The sequence below is a fragment of the Limimaricola sp. AA108-03 genome (assembly GCF_050847355.1).
GTDB lineage: Bacteria > Pseudomonadota > Alphaproteobacteria > Rhodobacterales > Rhodobacteraceae > Limimaricola.
Map to the genome: position 1 here is coordinate 1,777,992 of NZ_CP193755.1, position 19,792 is coordinate 1,797,783.

Here is a 19,792-nt window from a genome sequence, read left to right on the forward strand (position 1 = left end):
ATCGGGCGCAGTCGTTCGGAAAGGCTGCATGAGGACGCAGGCGCGGTTGGGCCGCAGGCTCATGCGGGGCCCGGTCGGGCGTGTCCCCTTGGGAGGCGCCGCGGCCAAGCCCTGTTCCTATGCCATGACGGCGTCCGCCGGGCAGATCAGCGCCCCCGCCGCGATCAGCGCCTCGATCCTCTCGGGCGCATAGCCCAGTTCACCGAGTACCTCGCAACCATGCTGGCCCAGGAGCGGCGCGGGCGTCGCGGTCGCGGTCTCGGCGGCCGAGAACTTCACCGGGTGGCCGATCCCCTTCACGCGGCCCGCGACCGGGTGCTCGGTCTCGACGATCATCCCGCGCGCCAGCGCCTGCGGATCGGCCTGCATCTCGGGGATGCTCAGCACCGGCCCGGCGGGCAGGCCCTGCGCCTCCATCCGTTCCAACCAGTCGGCGGTGCCGCGCTGCCTGAGATGATTGTTGAGCAGATCGACCAGCGCCGGAAGGTTCTGCATCCGGTCGCGGTTCGTGGCAAAGCGCGGGTCCTCGCCCAGCTCGGGCGCCTCGATCACCTGCAGCAGGCGCAGCCAGTTCTGCTGGTTGGCGGCGCCGACATTGATCCAGCCATCGCGGGTCTCGAAGGCTTGGTAGGGCGCGTTCAGCGGATGCGCGGAGCCCACCGGCCCCGGCGTCTCGCCGGTGGCGAAGGCGATGGCGCTCTGCCAGTAGGTGAGCGTGATCCCCGCCTCGAACAGCGAGGTGTCGACCTTCTGCCCCTGCCCGGTCGCGCGCGCCTGCGCATAGGCGGCGCAGCAGCCCATCGCGGCGAGGATGCCGGCGGTGATGTCGGTGATCGGCGCGCCGGGCTTGACCGGCGGACGCCCCGGCCCTTCGCCGGTGATCGACATCAGCCCCGACATGCCCTGCGCGATCAGGTCGAAGCCGCCGCGAGCCGCATAGGGACCGGTGCGGCCGAAGCCGGAAATCTCGCAATAGACGAGGCGCGGATTGATCTCGCGCAGGCTCTCGTAGCCGAGGCCCAGCTTCTCCATCGTGCCGAGGCGGTAGTTCTCGATCACCACGTCGGCCCCGGCCAGCAGATCGCGCAGCGCCCGCACCGCCTCGGGCCGCTTGAGATCGAGCGCGATGCCGCGCTTGTTGCGGTTCATCATGAGATAGGCCGCACTCTCGCCGGCGATCTCGGGCGGCACGAAGCGGCGGCTGTCGTCGCCCGTGGGCTTCTCGACCTTGATCACGTCGGCGCCCATATCGGCCAGCATCAGCCCGCAGGCCGGCCCGGCCATGATATGCGCGAGCTCCACCACCTTCATGCCCGCCAAGGGTCCCTTGCCGCTCATCTGCCCCTCCATTCCGGCTTGCGCTTGGCGAGGAAGGCTTCCATCCCGTGGCGGAAATCCTCGCTCATGTAGCACATCTCGATCAGGTCGGCGTCCTCCACCGCGCGCGCCTCGCGGTTGCGGCGCATCGCCTCCTTGGTGGCGCGCAGGGTCAGCGGCGCCATGCCCGCCAGCGTCCCGGCGATCTCGTCCGCGCGCGCCATCAGCGCCGCCTCGTCGGGCAGCAGCTCGGAGACGAGGCCGATGGCGCGGGCCTCCTCGGCCCCGATCAGCCGGGCGGTGAAGATGATCTCGCGCAGCCGCCCCGCGCCGACGAGTTCCGACAGCCGCGCGAGATTGGCGGCCGAGAGGCAGTTGCCCAGCGTCCGCGCGATCGGGAAGCCGAAGCGCAGGTTGGCCGCCGCGATCCGCAAATCGCAGGCCGCCGCGATCGCGGCCCCGCCCCCGGTGCAGGCACCGTTCAGCGCCGCCAGCGTCGGCAGCGGACAGCTCTCGACCGTGCCCAGCACCTCGGCGATCCGCGCCTCGTAGCCATGCGCGTCCGCCGCGGTCTCGAAGCCGCGGAACTGGGTCATGTCGGTCCCCGCCGCGAAGGCGCGGCCGCCCGCGCCCGAGATCACCACGGCGCGGACCGAGCCGTCGGTGGGCACGTTGGCGCAGGCTTCGGCCAGCGCCTCGTACATGCCGAAGGTCAGCGCGTTGCGGGCATCGGGACGGTTGAAGACGATGTGGAGCGTCGCGCCGCGACGCTCCGTGATCAGCTCATCACTCATCGGTAGAAATACTCCACGAGGAACAGCGGCACCGAAGGAACATAGGTGCACAGCATCAGCACCGCGAGCAACACGCCGACGAAGTAGACATTGACCTTCGAGACCTCCCAGATATTGGCCCGCGCCACCGCGCAGCTGGTGATCAGCACCGAGGCCACGGGCGGCGTCTGCTGGCCGATGGCGAGGTTGAGCGTCACGACGAGGCCGAAATGCACCGGGTCGATGCCGGCCTGCTGGATCAGCGGGATCACGATCGGCACCACGAGGATGATCGCCGCCGCCGAGTGCAGGAAGAAGCCGATCACCAGGAAGAAGACGTTGAGGATCAGCAGGATCGCCCATTGCGCGCTGGTGATCGACAAGATGCCCTCGGCCAGCTGCTGCGGGATCTGCGCCCGGGTGAGAAAGCCGCCCATCAGCACCGAGGCCGCGACCAGCAGCATCACCACCGCCGTCTGCATGCCGCCGTCGAGCATCGCCTGCCGCAGATGCTTGAGATCGACCTTGCGATACCAGGCCGAGACCACCAGCGCCGCGATCACCGCGAGCCCCGCCGCCTCGGTCGCGGTGACGTAGCCGCCGAAGATGCCGCCCAGGATCACCACCGGCAGCGCGAAGGCCGGCAGCGCGTCGATGAAGGTGGCCTTGAGGCGCGGGATGTTGAAGGCCTCTTCGGTCGGCAGGTTGTAGCGCCGCGCGAACCAGTAGGCGACGCCCATCAGCCCGGCCGCGCCGAGCACGCCGGGCACCAGCCCCGCGACGAAGAGCTGCTCGACCGAGGTGTTGGCCGAGGCCGCGTAGAGGATCATCGGGATCGAGGGCGGGATGATGATCGCCAGCGAGGCCGAGGAGGAGGTCACCGCCGCCGAGAGCGCGCCGGAATAGCCGCGCTTCTTCATCTGCGGGATCAGGATCGAGCCCATCGCCGCCACGTCGGCCACGGCCGAGCCGGAGATCTCGGCGAAGAACAGCGACACGCCGATATTGACCATGGCGAGGCCGCCGCGCACGAAGCCGATCAGCGCCGCGACGAAGTTGATCAGCCGGTCGGTGATGCCGCCCGCGTTCATGATCGCGCCCGCCAGCACGAACATCGGGATCGCGATCAGCGAGAACTTGGTCGCGCCGCCATACATGTCGAGCGCGATGGCGGCGAGCGAGTTGACGCCCTCGGTGGCCAGCAGGCCGATCACGCCCGCCATGGCCAGCGCCACGGCGATCGGCACGTTGATGCAGATCAGCGCCACCAGCGCCACGAAGATCAACAGCATCAGCATCAGCGCACCTCCCCGATCACGTGGCCGGCGCTGCGGCTCATCTCGGTATCGACCTCCTCCTCGATCTCGGCATGTTCGAGCGAGATGCCGCGCGCGGTCTTGGACCAGTAATCCGGCAGGCTCAGCAGCTGGCCGATGATGAACAGCAGCGCGCCGATCGGGATCACCGACTGGGTGAACTGCACCGGCACCCAGGTCAGCGAGACGAGGTAGGAGCCTTCGAGGATCGCCAGCACCTGGAACCCCGCCCAGGCCATCAGCGCGAAGAAGGTCAGCACCACCGCCTCGCCGAACAGGAGCGCCGCCAGCCGGGCCCGCGGCGGCAGCGCCAGCAGCACCGTGTCGAAGCCGATATGCCGCCGCTTCAGCGCCGCCAGCGCCGAGCCGTAATAGGTGATCCAGGCCAGCATGATCGCGGCGACCTCGTCGTACCACGAGAAGCTCTCGCCCATCAGGCGGGCGATCACGGCGACGATGACCACCACGGTCAGCGTCACCATCAGCGCCACCATGACCCATTCGAGCAGCAGCGCCATCACGGTCGATATTCGGTTGAGAATTTGCATGGCCCTTCGGGTCCTCGCGGCCTGTGAGGGGGTGCGGCGGAGCGAATGCCCGGCGCCGATCGTCGCTTGCTGTGTCATCGCTCGCTCGCTGGATGGCAGGTCGCGCCCCGCCTCGCGCGGGGCGCGCGGGAGGCAATGGGCAAGCGGGGCGCCCCTGATCGAAGGCGCCCCGCTTGCGTTCCTCAGCTCGAGCCGCCGAGCGCGAGCACCTGATCGATCAGCTCGCCACCCCCATCGACCTCGGCCGCGAAGGCGTCGTAGACCGGGCGCGAGGCCTCGATGAAGGCGTCCTTGTCGGCCTCGTTCACCTCGACCCCGGCGGCCTTGATCTCCTCGAGCAGGTCGACCTCGAGCTTGGCCGCGTGCTCGTAGGTGAAGTCCTGGGTCTGGCTCGCGCAGTCCTTGAGCGTCGCCTGCACCTCTTCGGGCAGCCCGTCGAAATGCTTCTTGGAGGCGAGGATGTAGGCCGGCGTGTAGACGTGGCCGGTGATCGAGAGATAGTCCTGCACCTCCTGAAACTTGGCCGAGGCGATCTGCGCGTAGGGGTTCTCCTGCCCGTCGATCACGCCGGTCTGAAGCGCGGTGAACACGTCGGAGAAGGACATCGGCGTCGGGTTGGCGCCGTATTGCTGGAACATCTTCACCCGCCAGCTGCCATTCGGGGTCCGCAACTTCACCCCGTCGAGATCGGCGGGCACGTTGATCGGCCGCAGGTTGTTGGTGATGTGGCGAAAGCCGTTTTCTGCAAGACCGACGATGGTATAGCCCTTATCGTTGGCGGCCTGCTCGAAGGTGTCCATCATCTCGGACTGGACCCGGCGCATGTGGTCGCGATCCTTGATGATGTAGGGCATCTCGAACACCCCGAAGCGGTCGTCGACCGAGGACATCACCGAGGATGGCAGCGCGAACTGCACCTGCCCGAGCTTGAGCTTCTGCAGCATCTCCTGATCGTTGCCGAGCTGCGACGAGCCGAAGGTCTGCACCTCGGCCGTCTCGCCCAGCGCGGCGTTGGCGCATTCGGCGAAATGCTCGGCGGTCGCCTCGAACAGCGAGCCCGGGTTGCCGACATGGCCGAAACGCAAGGTCATGTCGGCGGCCATCGCCTGGCCGGCGATCAGCGCCGACACCGCGGCGGTCGCGAGAATCCTGATGGTCATTCTGTCCTCCTCCCTGATGGACATTCCTCGATCATGGCTGGGCGCCCGGCCGTTCCGGCTCTGTCCGCCCTGCCCTTCGCCTTGCCTGAAACCCGCCATTTCCTCCAAGCGGCGGGCGCGCGGCGCTACTCGGCGGCGGCCCGCATCGCGGACTGGCCGCCGCCGAGCACCTCCATCGCCGCCTGCACCCCGCCCTTGCGATGCGGCACGCCCGCATCGCTCAGCGCCATCTCGACCCCCGACAAAGTGCCGCAGAGCATGAGGTCGTTGAAATCGCCCAGATGCCCGATGCGGAACACCCGGTCGGCCACCTTGCTCAGACCGTTGCCGAAGGAGATGTCGTAATTCTCGAGCGCCGTGGCGCGGAAGCCGTCGGCGGAATGACCCTCGGGCATCACCACCGCGGTCAGCACGCCTGAATAATCCTCGGGCCGCGCGCAGAGCACCTCGAGCCCCCATGCCTTCACCGCCGCCCGCGTCGCTTCGCCGTGGCGGGCATGGCGCGCGAAGACGTTCGCCAGCCCCTCCTCCTTGAGCATCGCGATCGCCTCGTTGAGGCCGTAGAGCAGGTTGGTTGCCGGGGTGTAGGGGAAGTATCCCCTGTCGTTCGGTCCCATCATGTCGTCCCAGGCCCAGTAGGATTTGGGCAGGCCCGATCGCTTCGACGCCTCGATCGCCTTCTCGCTGATCGCGTTGAAGGACAGGCCCGGCGGCAGCATCAGCCCCTTCTGCGAGCCGGACACGGTGACGTCGACGCCCCATTCGTCGTGGCGGTAGTCGATCGAGGCGAGGCCCGAGATGGTGTCGACCATGAACAGCGCCGGGTGGCCGGCGGCGTCGATGGCGCGGCGGATCGCGGCGATCGGCGAGACCGAGCCGGTCGAGGTCTCGTTGTGGACCACGCAGACCGCCTTGATCTCGTGGCCCTTGTCCTCGCGCAGCCGCGCCTCGATCGCCTCGGGGTCGGCGCCGCGGCGCCAGTCGCCCTCGATGAACACGGGCTTCAGCCCGAGCCGCTCCGCCAGCGCCTTCCACAGCGTCGCGAAATGGCCGGTCTCGTACATCAGCACGGTGTCGCCCGGCGACAGCGTGTTGACCAGCGCCGCCTCCCAGGCGCCGGTGCCCGAGGACGGGTAGATGATCACCCGGCTGTCGGTCTTGAACACCCATTTCGCACCGTCGAGCGCGGCACGGCCGACATCGGCGAAGGCCGGGCCGCGATGATCCATGGTCGGGTAATCCATGGCCCGCAGGATGCGGTCGGGCACGTTGGACGGGCCCGGAATCTGAAGGAAATGGCGGCCGGCAGGCATGGGTGACGCTCCTTTGACAGGTGGCCCGGTGCGCTTGGCGGCCCCGGATTACGGGACCGGGCCTCTCGGTTGACTTGGATTGAATTCTGAATTCATAATTCGAGTCAAGAACGAATATGATCGGAACGGCCGGGGGATCGACAGGATGCTGCGCGAGGGCTTGAGACGCCGGCTGACGGAGGAGTTCGAGGGCGAGGTGCTGTTCGACGCCTTCTCCCGTGGCCGCTACGCGACCGACGCATCGCATTACCAGATCATCCCGATGGGCGTGGCGGTGCCCAAGGGCGCGGCCGACGTGGCGCGCGCATTGGAGGCCGCCCGCGAGGCCGAGATCCCGGTCACCATGCGCGGCGGCGGCACCTCGCAATGCGGCCAGACCATCAATACCGGGCTGATCCTCGACTGCTCGCGGCATCTCAACCGGATCCTCGATCTCGACGTGGCGGGGCGGCGGGCGCTGGTCCAGCCGGGCATCGTCCTCGACGAGCTGAACCGCCAGCTGAGGCCGCACGGGCTGTGGTTTCCCGTCGACGTCTCGACCGCCTCGCGCGCCACCATCGGCGGCATGGTCGGCAACAATTCCTGCGGCGCCCGGTCGCTGCGCTACGGCACCACGCGGGACAACGTGATCTCGATCCAGGGGCTCCTGTCGGACGGTACCGAGTTCGATTTCGGCCCCGGTTCCGGCAACCGCGTGCCGGAGGAGCTGATGCAGCGGCTTCTGGGACTGGGCGAGCGCGAGGCGATCGAGATCACCAGGCGGTTCCCGCAGGTGCAGCGCCGGGTCGGCGGCTACAACATCGACGCGCTGATCCCGAACGGCCACCCGGTCAATCTCGCGCATCTGCTGGTCGGCTCGGAGGGCACGCTCGCGGTCTCCACCGCGATCGAGATCAGGCTGTCACCCCTGCCCGCGCAGCAGAAGGTGCAGGGCGTCTGCCACTTCCCGACCTTCCGCGCGGCGATGGAGGCGGCGCAGCACCTGGTGAAGCTCGATCCCACGCAGGTCGAGCTGGTCGACCGCACCATGCTGTCGCTGGCGCGCGACATCGCGGTCTTCGTGCCGACGCTCGACGCCTTCGTGAAGGGCGATCCGGCGGCGCTCCTGTTCGTCGAGTTCGACGATCCCGACACCAATGCCGAGAAGATCCGCGAACTGCACGATACCATGTCGGATCTGGGCTACGGCTTTGGCCGCGGCGGCGAACATGAAGGCGGCGTGGTCGAGGTCTGGGACGCGAGGCTGATGGCCGATATCGGCGAGCTCAGGAAATCCGGCCTCAACATCATGATGTCGATGAAGGAGGCCGGAAAGCCGGTCTCCTTCGTCGAGGACGCGGCGGTCCCGCTCGAACATCTCGCCGATTACACCGACCGGCTCAGCGAGGTGTTTCGCAAGCACGGGACCGAAGGCACATGGTATGCCCATGCCTCGGAGGGCTGCCTCCATGTCCGCCCGGTCCTGAACCTGCGCCTCGAGAAGGACGTGAAGGCGATGCGCGCCATCGCCGAGGAAGCCTTCGACATGGTGCGCGAGTACAAGGGTTCGCATTCGGGCGAGCATGGCGACGGCATCGTCCGCTCGGAATTCCACGAGAAGATGTTCGGCCGCCGGATGGTGCGCGCCTTCGAGGAGGTGAAGGACGCCTTCGACCCGGAGCGCCGCCTGAACCCGAACAAGATCGTCGAGCCGCCGCGCATGGATGACCGGTCGCTGCTGCGCTACCCCGCGGGCTATCGCTTCGCCGATCTCGACACCGGCTTCGACTGGTCGGCCTGGTCCGGCGCCTCGGGCGGGTTCCAGGGCGCGATCGAGATGTGCAACAACAACGGCGCCTGCCGCAAGCTCTCGGGCGGCGTCATGTGCCCGAGCTACCGGGTGACGCGCGACGAACGGGACGTGACCCGCGGCCGCGCCAACACCTTGCGCCTTGCGCTGTCGGGCAAGCTCGGCCGCGACGCGCTGTTTCGCGACGAGATGGCCGAGACCCTGAAGCTCTGCGTCGGCTGCAAGGCCTGCCAGCGCGAATGCCCCACCGGCGTCGACATGGCGAAGATGAAGACCGAGGTGTTGTATCAGCGCGGCCAGCGGCTGGGCTTCCCGCTCAGGGACCGGCTTATCGCCGAGATGCCGCGCTATGCCTATCTCGCCGCGCTGGCAGGCCCGCTCTTCGCGCTGCGCGACAAGGTCCCGGCCGTGGCGCGGCTCGTCGAGCGGGTCACCGGCATCTCGGCCCGTCGCTCCCTGCCCCGCTTTCGCCGCGACGCCTTCCGCGAGGCCGAGATCGACGCCGCGCCGCAGGGCGACGCAGGCGAGGCCGTGCTCTTCGCCGACACCTTCAACCGCTGGATGGAGCCCGAGATTCCCCGCGCCGCGCTCAGGGTGCTGGGCCGTGCCGGCTACAAGGTGCATTCGGCGGTGCCCGAGGGGGAACGGCCGCTTTGCTGCGGGCGCAGCTACCTCGCCGCCGGGATGCTCGACCGCGCCCGCGACGAGGCGCGGCGCACGCTCGCGGCGCTGTTGCCGCATGTCGAGGCGGGCCGCCCGGTGATCGGGCTCGAACCCTCCTGCCTATTGACGCTGCGCGACGAATTCAAGGCGCTGCTGCCGGGGGCCGAGGCCGAGAAGCTCGCGGGCAATGCGCTGCTCTTCGAGGAGTTCGTGGCGCGCGAGACCGGGGCCGGCCGGATGCGTCTGCCCTTCGCGGCGACCCGGGCGACGGCGCATGTGCATGGTCATTGCCACCAGAAGGCCGCGGGCACGATGGGCGACATGACCCGCGCGCTGGCCGCGATTCCCGGTCTCGAGGCCGATGTGATACAATCATCCTGCTGCGGCATGGCCGGGGCCTTCGGCTATGGCGCCGACACGATCGACGTGTCGCTCGCCATGAGCGAGGCCGATCTGCTGCCGGCCGTGCGCCGCGCCGCGCCGGAGGCGCTGATCATTGCAAACGGCACCTCCTGCAGGCATCAGATCGCCGACGGGACCAGGCGGCGGGCGCTGCACATCGCGGAGGTCTTCGACCGGATGTCGGCGGGTGAATGAGGAGAACGGCATGAATGTGGACCGGCCGGTTCCGGAACAGGCGGGGCTTCTCGCCCGGCCCGCGCTCGCGGTGCAGGTGGCCGACGCGCTGCGCAACCTGATCCTCGAAGGCGAGCTGAAGGGCGGCGAGAAGATCCGCGAGATCGAACTGACCGAGCGCTTCGGCGTGTCGCGCACGCCGCTGCGCGAGGCGATGAAGATCCTCGCCGCCGAGGGGCTGATCGATCTGATCCCGAACCGCGGCGCCACCGTGGCGCGGCGCTCCGACGCGGAGCTCGCCGACGCCTTTCCCGTGCTTGCCGCGCTCGAGGGGATCGCCGGGACGCAGGCCGCCGAGCGCGCCACCGACGCCGAGATCGCCGAGATCGGGCGGCTCACCGCGCGGCTGCGCGCCGCGGTGGAGGCCGGTGACCGGCCCGGCTATTTCGAGATCAACCAGCAGATCCACGCGGCGATCCTCGCGGCGAGCCGCAACGAGGTGCTGGCGCGCACCCATGCCACCGTGGCCGGGCAGATCCATCGCGCCCGCTACCAGGCCAACCTGACGCGAAGCCGCTGGGAAAAGGCCATGGCCGAGCACGAGCGGATCGCCGAGGCCCTCGCCACACGCGACGCGGCGACGCTGGGGCCGCTGCTGCGCGACCACATGATGGCCAAGCTCACCGCGATACTGGGCGCCCGCCGCGACAAGACCGCGACCGACTGACCCGCGCCGACCCTCGATCGCAGCATCATGCGGGCCTTGCGCTGCACGATGCCCCCGACCCCGGCCGATCCCGCATGATCAGGTCTTCGCGTCGCGGGCCGACTGGATCTGCTCGGCGCGGAGGTAGTGATCCCTGAGCGCGAGATCGGCGGCCGCTTCGGCGTCGATGACGACCCGGACGCGCGGATGCATCTGCAGGATCGAGGCCGGGCACATGGCCGTGACCGGGCCCTCGGCCATCGCGCGGACCGCCGCGGCCTTGCGGGCGCCGGTGGCGAGCACGACGATGCTTCGGGCCTCGCAGATCGTGGCGATGCCCATGGTCACGGCGGTTTCCGGCACGGTCTCGCCCGGGCCGAAGAACCGCCGGTTCGCCTCGACCGTGTCGTGGCTCAGCAGCTTTTCGCGGGTCCGCGATCCGAGCGAACTGCCCGGCTCGTTGAAGCCGATATGACCGTTCTCTCCCAGCCCCAGAAGCTGCAGATCGACCGGACCGCGCCGCGCGATCTCGGCCTCGAAGGCGCGCGCCGCCTCGGCGGGGACGCCGCGGCCGGACGGCACGAAACAGGAGGTTTCGGCGATGTCGACATGGGCGAACAGGCGCTCGCGCATGTAGCGGCTGTAGCTCTGCGGATGCTCCGGGCCCAGCCCGACATATTCGTCGAGGTTGAATGTGGTGGCCTCGGCAAAGCTCAGACCGGCACGGTGACGGGCGATGAGACCCTCGTAGACCGGCTCCATCGTGCCGCCCGTGGCGAGGCCGAGAACGCTGCGCGGGTTCTCCCGCAACTGACCCGCGATCAACTCGGTCACGTGGCGCGCCGCATCATCGGCGGTCGGAAGGATGACGACCCGCATGGCCCTAGACCGCTGCCCTGAGCACGTGCGCGCCGGGATGGCGGCGCGGAGCAGGTTTTGCCGAACCCGAGCCGCTTTGCCCCCGCCCGGCCCGAACGGCGGATGGTTCGCTCGCCCGAACGTCACGGAGGACGTCGGCGTGGGACCGGAAGATCGAAATCTCTGGGACGCCGTGCTCGTGGGCCACCACGCCGCGCCCATTTCCGCAGCCCGGGATCAGCGAAGCCTCTGCAAACGCTCCGGGCAATCGGCCCGGGCTGGGCGCGGCGATCCCGGCCCTCGTCACGTGCCCCGCTTCGGCGGAGCCATTGATACCATTGTCCGATACGGGTTGAGGATGCATCCGAAACCGACCGAGATGTTGTCCCATCGCAGGCTGTTACGAAGCCACATACGATGCAAGGTGATTTGTCCGCCCATGTCTAATATGACATCGCAGTGTATCGAGAGATTGGAACGCCGGGTCATGGCCCGAACCACGACGGATGCGCGAATGAAACGAGTCGATAGCCGTTTCGGCATTGAACTGACGGGGGCGGAAGCGTGCGTCGCCCGCGTGCCGACACGTGTGAAAAGGCCGGTCGGGGCGGTGCCCTCGAACGAGATCGCCGCTTGGGCCAGGACGCCGGTTGCCGCGTCGCTCCCGAACCGGCCGGAACGTTCCTCTGTCGGGCATGACTTGTCGGACGCCTCGTTCGCGGCAAACCGCTCTCCGGGCCTGCGCGAAGGGCGGTCGACATGGGCGCGTTGAGCTGCGGCGGCATCGATCTCGGCGGGACCAAGATCGAGGCCCGCCTGTTCGAGGGGCCCGAGGCCAGCACCACCGAGATGCGCCGCATCCCGACGCCGCGCCGGAGCTATGCCGCCATGCTCGACGCGCTGGAGGAGCAGATCCGCTGGCTTTCCGAGATGGCCGAGCGTCCCGACCTGCCGATCGGCATCGCCGTGCCGGGGATCATCGACCCGCAAGGCGGCCGCATCTTCGCCGCCAACATCCCCGCCACCGGCCATTCGGTGCGCGACGACCTGCAGAGACGCCTTGGCCGAGCGTTTCCGGTGGTCAACGACTGCATGGCCTTCGCCCTGTCGGAGGCACGCGGCGGCGCCGGTGAAGGCCATGGCACGGTGATGGGTCTGATCCTCGGCACCGGCGTGGGCGGCGGCATCTGCGTCGATGGCGTGCCGGGTCGTCGCCATGGCGGCCTCGCGGTCGAGCTGGGCCATATCGGTCTCCCGGCCAGCGCCGCCGCGCGCCACGGCCTGACGCTCAGGCGCTGCGGCTGCGGCCGGATGGGTTGTCTGGAAACCGCCGTCTCCGGCACCGGCCTCGCCAATATCGCAGAGGACATGCTGGGCACCCGCATGAGCGGCGAGGAGCTGGTCCGACATGGCGAAAGCGGGGTTCTCGACGTCTGGGCCGACATCGCCGGGGAATGCCTGCTGACGATCCAGCTCATGCTCGCGCCGGACTGCATCGTCCTGGGGGGCGGCCTGTCCAACCTGCCCGAGGTGGTACCGCGACTGGAGCGGAGCCTGCAGCACCACGCGCTCGACAACATGACACCCACAAGGCTCTTGCGGGCCCGACACGGCGACAGCTCGGGCACCCGCGGAGCCGCATTGCTGGCGAGAAGATGAGCCGACGGATCAAGAGCACCATCCATGCCGACCGGACCGGGCGGGGCGCCGCCCTGCCCGCCATCCGACAGGCCCAACCCGCCCTGCCCACCGCGTCGCGGGCCCGTGCCGGGGCGACCATCAACGCGCATGGGCAGCAGAGCCCCGTGCCCGGCCTCGACGGGACGCCGCGATGCTGATTTCCGTGAAAGCCCTGTGGCGGGACGGACGCCTGCTCCAGGACATGGCGCTCGACGTCCGAGCGGGCCGGATCGACGCCATCCGTCCCCTGGGCGGCGACACGGCGGATACCGAGGTGGCGCTGGCCTCGCCCCTGCTATGCGACCTGCAGGTCAATGGCAGCGGCGGCGTCATGGTCAACGGCACCCCGACCCCCGACGCGCTGCGGACCATCGCGGCGGCGCAGCGGCGCTGCGGCACCGGCGCCATCCTGCCCACCGTCATCACCGACACGGCGGAGGTCATGGAGGCGGCCGGGGAAGCCGCGCTGGCCGTGTTCGGCGAGGACGGCATCGTCGGGCTGCATATCGAGGGGCCGCATATCGCCCCGGCGCGACGCGGCACCCACAAGGAGGGCTACATCCGCCCCCTCGACGCGCGCAGCGTGGCCCTGGTCGAACGGCTGCGCGCGGCCGGAATACCGGTGATGATCACCCTCGCCCCGGAGCTCGCGCCACCCGACCTCTTCGCCCGGCTCGTCGATTGCGGCGCGGTGGTCTCGGCCGGTCACACCATGGCCACCGCCCAGGAAACCCGCGACGCGCTGGCGCGGGGTCTGTCGTGTTTCACGCATCTCTTCAACGCGATGCCACCGATGACCTCGCGCGCGCCCGGCGTGCTGGGGGCTGCCCTGAACTCGGAAGCCCATGCCGGGATCATCGTCGACGGCATTCATGTCAGCTGGGACATGCTGCGCATCGCGCTGCGGGCCCGCCCGAGGCCCGGGCTGACCTTCGCCGTCTCGGACGCGATGGCCACGGTGGGCGGTCCGGATCATTTCGAGCTCTACGGCCAGAGGATCGCCGTGCGCGACGGCATGCTCGTCAACGCCGAAGGCGCCCTCGCCGGGGCGCATATCGACCTGCGCCAGAGCCTGGCCAACCTCGTGACCGAGGTCGGCCTGCCGCTCGCCGAGGCGCTGCCCATGGTCTGCGACATCCCGCGCCGGGTGATGGGCCTGAGGCCCGCCCGTCTCGACGAAGGCAGCGCCATCGCCGATGCGCTGCTTCTGGACGAGGGTTTCGCGCGGATGGAACTGGCATGAAGCCCGAACGCGAGACGATCGATCCGAACGGGAAGCGGTCGAACACTACCTGATCGACATCCGCCGAGAGTTCGAACTGCGGAGTTGCACCGAAACCACCACGCGTAACGGCAATATTCCGAGTGGACCGCTCTCCTCCGTTCAGGGCGCGGCTGCTCCGCCTCCGGCCGGTGGCATCGCCCCGCCCGATCGCCATGGCAGAATGCCGCCCAACACCGAAACCGGGGGACGCCGAGCTTGCTCGAAAACCGGGCTGGCGCTATCGTTGAGCAATTCGACGACCGCGTTGCCCACTGGTTTACCGGCTGCAGGCTGTGCCGCATGTCTCGAAGCTAGCGCGTCCGAAGGCAATCTGGTCCTCCAAGCGGTACTGGGGTTGCCTTATGTGTTACCCAGATGGCGCAAGCTCAGTGGGCGTCCAGGGAAAGCCCCACGGCTCCCGGGTGACGACCGCCTTGGCATGGGGCCTCCGCGTCCTGATCCTGCTGTGTCTCGTCGTTCTGGGGCCCGCCCTGCGCGCGCAGGAATCGGGGGGCATCGCCGGCGAATTCTCGGATTTCGATCACGGCGCGACCGGGTTTCCGCTGGAGGGCGTCCATGGGGAGGTGACCTGCGAAAGCTGTCATCTGGACGGCGTCCTGACTGGGACACCGGAAACCTGCGTCGGCTGCCACGACAATGGCATCGCGGCGGGCAAGCCGGAATCCCACCCTCCCTCCTCGGACAGTTGCGGCCAATGCCACACCGCCCAGAACTGGAAGCCCTTCGCCTTCGACCACGCTTTCGTGGAAGGCGCCTGCGTCGAATGCCACGATGGCGGGACGGCGTCCGGCAAACCGGCGGACCATATCGCGAGCACCGACAGCTGCGACGCGTGTCACGTCACCAGCGACTGGACCGATGTCCGCGTCGACCACGCCGCCGTGCGCGGCACCTGCGTCAGCTGCCACGACGGCGTGACGGCGACCGGAAGGTCCGAGACCCATCTTCCGACCACGGATACCTGCGACGACTGCCACGTCGTCACCGACTGGACCGATGTCCGCTTCGACCACGCCTCGGTCAGCGGCGCCTGCGCCAGCTGCCACAACGGCAGCACCGCCACCGGCAAGCCCGGCAACCACATCCCGAGCTCCAATACCTGCGACGACTGCCACGTCGTCACCGACTGGACCGACGTCCGCTTCGACCACGCCTCGGTCAGCGGCGCCTGCGCCAGCTGCCACAACGGCAGCACCGCCACCGGCAAGCCCGGCAACCACATCCCCAGCTCCAATACCTGCGACGACTGCCACGTCGTCACCGACTGGACCGATGTCCGCTTCGACCACGCCTCGGTCAGCGGCGCCTGCGCCAGCTGCCACAACGGCAGCACCGCCACCGGCAAGCCCGGCAACCATATCCCGAGCTCCAATACCTGCGACGACTGCCACGTCGTCACCGACTGGACCGATGTGCGCTTCGACCACGCCTCGGTCAGCGGCGCCTGCGCCAGTTGCCACAACGGCAGCACCGCCACCGGCAAGCCCGGCAACCACATCCCCAGCTCCAATACCTGCGACGACTGCCACGTCGTCACCGACTGGACCGATGTCCGCTTCGACCACGCCTCGGTCAGCGGCGCCTGCGCCAGCTGCCACAACGGCAGCACCGCCACCGGCAAGCCCGGCAACCATATCCCGAGCTCCAATACCTGCGACGACTGCCACGTCGTCACCGACTGGACCGATGTGCGCTTCGACCACGCCTCGGTCAGCGGCGCCTGCGCCAGTTGCCACAACGGCAGCACCGCCACCGGCAAGCCCGGCAACCACATCCCGAGCTCCAACAGCTGCGACGACTGCCACGTCGTCACCGACTGGACCGACGTCCGCTTCGACCACGCCTCGGTCAGCGGCGCCTGCGCCAGCTGCCACAACGGCAGCACCGCCACCGGCAAGCCCGGCAACCACATCCCCAGCTCCAACAGCTGCGACGACTGCCACGTCGTCACCGACTGGACCGACGTCCGCTTCGACCACGCCTCGGTCAGCGGCGCCTGCGCCAGCTGCCACAACGGCAGCACCGCCACCGGCAAGCCCGGCAACCACATCCCCAGCTCCAACAGCTGCGACGACTGCCACGTCGTCACCGACTGGACCGATGTCCGCTTCGACCACGCCTCGGTCAGCGGCGCCTGCGCCAGCTGCCACAACGGCAGCACCGCCACCGGCAAGCCCGGCAACCACATCCCCAGCTCCAATACCTGCGACGACTGCCACGTCGTCACCGACTGGACCGACGTCCGCTTCGACCACGCCTCGGTCAGCGGCGCCTGCGCCAGCTGTCACAACGGCAGCACCGCCACCGGCAAGCCCGGCAACCACATCCCCAGCTCCAATAGCTGCGACGACTGCCACGTCGTTACCGACTGGACCGATGTCCGCTTCGACCACGCCTCGGTCAGCGGCGCCTGCGCCAGCTGCCACAACGGCAGCACCGCCACCGGCAAGCCCGGCAACCACATCCCCAGCTCCAATACCTGCGACGACTGCCACGTCGTCACCGACTGGACCGACGTCCGCTTCGACCACGCCTCGGTCAGCGGCGCCTGCGCCAGCTGTCACAACGGCAGCACCGCCACCGGCAAGCCCGGCAACCACATCCCCAGCTCCAATAGCTGCGACGACTGCCACGTCGTTACCGACTGGACCGATGTCCGCTTCGACCACGCCTCGGTCAGCGGCGCCTGCGCCAGCTGCCACAACGGCAGCACCGCCACCGGCAAGCCCGGCAACCACATCCCCAGCTCCAATACCTGCGACGACTGCCACGTCGTCACCGACTGGACCGACGTCCGCTTCGACCACGCCTCGGTCAGCGGCGCCTGCGCCAGCTGTCACAACGGCAGCACCGCCACCGGCAAGCCCGGCAACCACATCCCCAGCTCCAATAGCTGCGACGACTGCCATGTCGTCACCGACTGGACCGACGTGCGCTTCGACCACGCCTCGGTCAGCGGCGCCTGCGCCAGCTGCCACAACGGCAGCACCGCCACCGGCAAGCCCGGCAACCACATCCCGAGCAGCAATCTTTGCGAGGATTGTCACCAGACCACCGAATGGTCGGAGGTGCGGGTCAACCACGACTCGGTCGCCGGCGCCTGCGTCACCTGCCACAATGGCAGCTTCGCCGAGGGCAAACCCAGCGACCATCCGCAGTCCTCGAATGCCTGCGACGATTGCCACGACACCCGCGAATGGGATGATTGATGCGGCGGACCTGCGATCCGCTCCGTCCGTCACGGACAGGATTGCCCCCCACCTGTCGACCCTTCCGCTAGCGGCTCTCTCAGACGGCCCGACCCCGGGCGGCCACGCGGAAAATGGCCCAGCCTCCGGCTTTCGGTTCATTGACAGCTTTCCCTGAACCCCGAAGCTGAGAGAGACTGCGAATGGGAGGGATCGGGATGGGCGACCGCAACGGGTTGGACTGCAAACCAGGTTACGGCCCGATCGCGGCGCTCTCGCTGCTCGCCGCGCTGACCTGTCCGGAAACCGCCCGGGCGCAGGCCGTGCTGGTCGGGGCGAGCGCGGATTTCGATCCGGATCTAGGCTGCCCGATCCTCGCCGTGGAGTTCGCCGAGCCGCTGGAACTCCTCGTGCAGAGCGGGGCGGAAGCCAGCAGCCAGATCGATTTCGTCCTGCGCGAGGAAACGGAGGATGGCGAGGGCCTCGAACTGGACGCGCCCGAGTCCATTCCCGCCCCGTCATCGAGCGATCTCGGCGTGACCAGCATCGGCCTCGAGCAATCGGGAGCGGACCTCGTGCTCGGCATTTCCTTCGCCCGCGCGGTGATCACGAACGCCACGATGTCCTCGGACGGGTTGCGCCTGTCCGTCGCGGTCGCCGATGCCGGTGACGAGGGGGAATGCCTTGCCAGCCTCACGGGAGAGGGTCCCGAGCCGGACGGGCCGGAGCCGGATGGCACGGCCCTGTCGGAGCCGGAAACCGATGCCGATCCGGCGGAGACCGCGGGCGACGAGCCTGCCGTCGACGAGGACGACATCGAGACCGATTTCGCCGATGCGCGCGCCGCGATCACTGCAGAGGACTATGATCTCGCGATCCGCTTGCTGACCAGGATCCTGAATGCGCCCGAGAACAGCCGGAGCGCCGAGGCCCGGGAACTGCTCGGCGTCGTGCGGGAGCGCAACGAGCAGTTCGCGCAGGCCGAGGCCGAGTACCTGCTCTATCTGGAGCGATATCCGGACAGCGAAGGCGCTGTCCGCGTCCGTCAGCGCCTCGACGCCTTGACCACGGCGAGGGGCGCCCCGCCCGAACCGCTTCGCGAGGTCGCCGAAGCGGACAGTGCCCGTCCCGAACCGGCGGAGGCGGAAGAGGAGGAAGAGGAAGAGGAAGAGGACGTACCCGTTACTCCCGATCTGGAGCAGCCGGAGCCCCCCGAGGTCACGGACCGGAGGCGCGCGGATGCGCCGGAGGCGGAGGAGGACGAACGAGAGGAAGAGGAAGAGACGTTTCCGAAGCTCGAATACTCCGGCAGCGTCGATTCCACCTATTTCTTCCGGCAGGGCACGACCCGTTTCACGGAGTTCGACACCTCTCGCCGATCCGTGGACGATTTCGTGCTGCAGAACTCACTGGTGACCAGCCTGAGCACCATCGGCTCCTACGAGACCGAGGACTACCTTCTGTCCTGGCGCGTCGCGGGCGCTTTCGAAATCGACTTCGACGACGAGGAAGAGAACTTCCGCTTCTCCCGGCTCTATCTCGACTACGATCAGAAGGGGACCGATCTGTCGCTGCGTTTCGGGCGGCACCTTGTCCGATCCGGCGGGGTGTTCGACCGGTTCGACGGCGCGACCCTCAGCTGGCAGCATCAGGAGGATATCAGCAGCCATTTCCAGATCGGCTCGCCCGTGGACAGCGTGCGGGATTCCCTCTTTGCCTTCGACCGGTTGTTCTATGGCATCAGCGTCGATTTCGCGGAGATCTATCCCGACACCGACCTGACGATCTATGCGGCCGAGCAACGCGTCGGATCGCTGGTCGATCGCCGCACGGTCGGCTTCGAGCTGGAATACGAGGGCGAGTGGTTCAGCGCCGACGCCGCCGTGGATTACGACATCTATTTCGACCGGCTGAACTACGCCCGGGTTTCGGGCACGCATATCTTCGAGGACCGCTCGACGATCACGCTCAGCCTCGATTTCGTCCAGTCCCCCACGCTCGCGCTGAGCAATGCCGAGCAGGGTCAACTCGGCATGACGCTGGACGACCTGCGGGACAGCTTCACGCTGAGCGAGCTGAGACAGCTGGCGCTGGACCGCACCACCGCGTCGCGCTCGGCCACCCTGACCTATTTCCGGCCCCTGAACGAGACATGGCTGCTCAACATGGATGCCACGATCTTCGACACCGAAGGCAACCCCGCCTCGGGCGGCGTGGCCGAGATCCCGGCCCCGGGCAAGGATTACTACGCCTCCATCGGCGTCTTCGGCTCCGGCGTGTTCTCGGAAACCGATGTCGTGAGCGCATCGGCGCGCTATGCCGACACCTCGTCGTCGACGCTCGTGCTCGCCGATGCCTCCTACCGCTTCGAGCCGACGCAGCAATGGCGGCTGCGGCCCCGCCTGCGGCTCGGCCACCGGGACCTGAAGAACACCGGCGGCACCGAGATCTTCGCGATCCCCTCACTGAACGTCGATTACGAGATCAGGGACAACACCATGCTCGAACTCGAGATCGGCGGCCGGCTGTCGAGAACCGAGACGTCGACGACGCGCGACAACAGCACCGAGAGCTACGCCTTCATCGGCATAAGGCAGGATTTCTGACGCCTCGAACGAGC

The 19,792-nt window shown here is 68.5% G+C and carries 14 protein-coding genes; 7 read left to right on the forward strand and 7 right to left on the reverse strand.

What is annotated here, in order from left to right:
* Positions 1-117: 117 nt before the first annotated feature.
* The 6 genes from ACRAQ3_RS08785 to ACRAQ3_RS08810 all read right to left on the reverse strand — a co-directional run bounded on the left by ACRAQ3_RS08785 (position 118) and on the right by ACRAQ3_RS08810 (position 6,427).
* Positions 118-1,338, reverse strand: a complete 1,221-nt coding sequence (locus tag ACRAQ3_RS08785) for a CaiB/BaiF CoA transferase family protein (RefSeq protein WP_432254350.1) — start codon at positions 1,336-1,338, stop codon at positions 118-120.
* Positions 1,335-2,111 carry an enoyl-CoA hydratase gene (locus ACRAQ3_RS08790; RefSeq protein WP_432254351.1) on the reverse strand — a complete coding sequence of 259 codons (777 nt, stop codon included), beginning with the start codon at positions 2,109-2,111 and terminating at the stop codon, positions 1,335-1,337. Before ACRAQ3_RS08790 ends, ACRAQ3_RS08785 begins: the two co-directional genes overlap by 4 nt.
* A complete protein-coding gene (locus ACRAQ3_RS08795; RefSeq protein ID WP_269397131.1) occupies positions 2,108-3,388 on the reverse strand; it encodes a TRAP transporter large permease in 1,281 nt (426 codons plus the stop codon). The genes ACRAQ3_RS08790 and ACRAQ3_RS08795 overlap by 4 nt, the downstream gene beginning before the upstream one ends.
* Entirely contained in the window at positions 3,388-3,954 is a 567-nt protein-coding gene (locus ACRAQ3_RS08800; RefSeq protein WP_269397130.1) for a TRAP transporter small permease, read from the reverse strand. Before ACRAQ3_RS08800 ends, ACRAQ3_RS08795 begins: the two co-directional genes overlap by 1 nt.
* A 182-nt stretch (positions 3,955-4,136) precedes the next feature.
* A complete protein-coding gene (locus ACRAQ3_RS08805; protein WP_432254352.1) occupies positions 4,137-5,114 on the reverse strand; it encodes a TRAP transporter substrate-binding protein in 978 nt (325 codons plus the stop codon).
* A 125-nt stretch (positions 5,115-5,239) separates the two neighbouring features.
* A complete protein-coding gene (locus tag ACRAQ3_RS08810) occupies positions 5,240-6,427 on the reverse strand; it encodes a pyridoxal-phosphate-dependent aminotransferase family protein (RefSeq protein WP_432254353.1) in 1,188 nt (395 codons plus the stop codon).
* Between the two features lie 160 nt (positions 6,428-6,587).
* Between ACRAQ3_RS08810 and ACRAQ3_RS08815 the strand changes: the two genes are divergently transcribed.
* Both ACRAQ3_RS08815 and ACRAQ3_RS08820 read left to right on the forward strand, forming a co-directional pair.
* Positions 6,588-9,476 (forward strand): FAD-binding and (Fe-S)-binding domain-containing protein, encoded by a 2,889-nt coding sequence (locus ACRAQ3_RS08815; RefSeq protein WP_432254354.1) that lies wholly within the window; start codon positions 6,588-6,590, stop codon positions 9,474-9,476.
* Positions 9,477-9,486: 10 nt separating this feature from the next.
* Positions 9,487-10,182, forward strand: coding sequence for a GntR family transcriptional regulator (locus ACRAQ3_RS08820; protein WP_432254355.1), 696 nt, complete (start codon positions 9,487-9,489; stop codon positions 10,180-10,182).
* A gap of 78 nt (positions 10,183-10,260) precedes the next feature.
* On the opposite strand, the gene nagB is transcribed toward ACRAQ3_RS08820, so the two are convergent.
* Positions 10,261-11,040 (reverse strand): glucosamine-6-phosphate deaminase, encoded by a 780-nt coding sequence (gene nagB / locus ACRAQ3_RS08825; RefSeq protein ID WP_432254356.1) that lies wholly within the window; start codon positions 11,038-11,040, stop codon positions 10,261-10,263.
* Between the two features lie 738 nt (positions 11,041-11,778).
* Between nagB and ACRAQ3_RS08830 the strand changes: the two genes are divergently transcribed.
* From ACRAQ3_RS08830 to ACRAQ3_RS08850, 5 genes are all read left to right on the forward strand, one after another.
* On the forward strand, positions 11,779-12,678 hold the full coding sequence (locus ACRAQ3_RS08830) for an ROK family protein (protein WP_432254357.1): 900 nt from the start codon (positions 11,779-11,781) through the stop codon (positions 12,676-12,678).
* Complete coding sequence (locus ACRAQ3_RS08835; protein WP_432254358.1) at positions 12,675-12,857, forward strand: hypothetical protein; 183 nt, start codon at positions 12,675-12,677, stop codon at positions 12,855-12,857. The genes ACRAQ3_RS08830 and ACRAQ3_RS08835 overlap by 4 nt, the downstream gene beginning before the upstream one ends.
* On the forward strand, positions 12,851-13,942 hold the full coding sequence (locus tag ACRAQ3_RS08840; protein ID WP_432254359.1) for an N-acetylglucosamine-6-phosphate deacetylase: 1,092 nt from the start codon (positions 12,851-12,853) through the stop codon (positions 13,940-13,942). Before ACRAQ3_RS08835 ends, ACRAQ3_RS08840 begins: the two co-directional genes overlap by 7 nt.
* 443 nt (positions 13,943-14,385) lie before the next feature.
* Complete coding sequence (locus ACRAQ3_RS08845) at positions 14,386-17,193, forward strand: hypothetical protein (RefSeq protein WP_432254360.1); 2,808 nt, start codon at positions 14,386-14,388, stop codon at positions 17,191-17,193.
* Positions 17,194-17,390: 197 nt separating this feature from the next.
* Entirely contained in the window at positions 17,391-19,778 is a 2,388-nt protein-coding gene (locus ACRAQ3_RS08850) for a hypothetical protein (RefSeq protein WP_432254361.1), read from the forward strand.
* Positions 19,779-19,792: the final 14 nt, after the last annotated feature.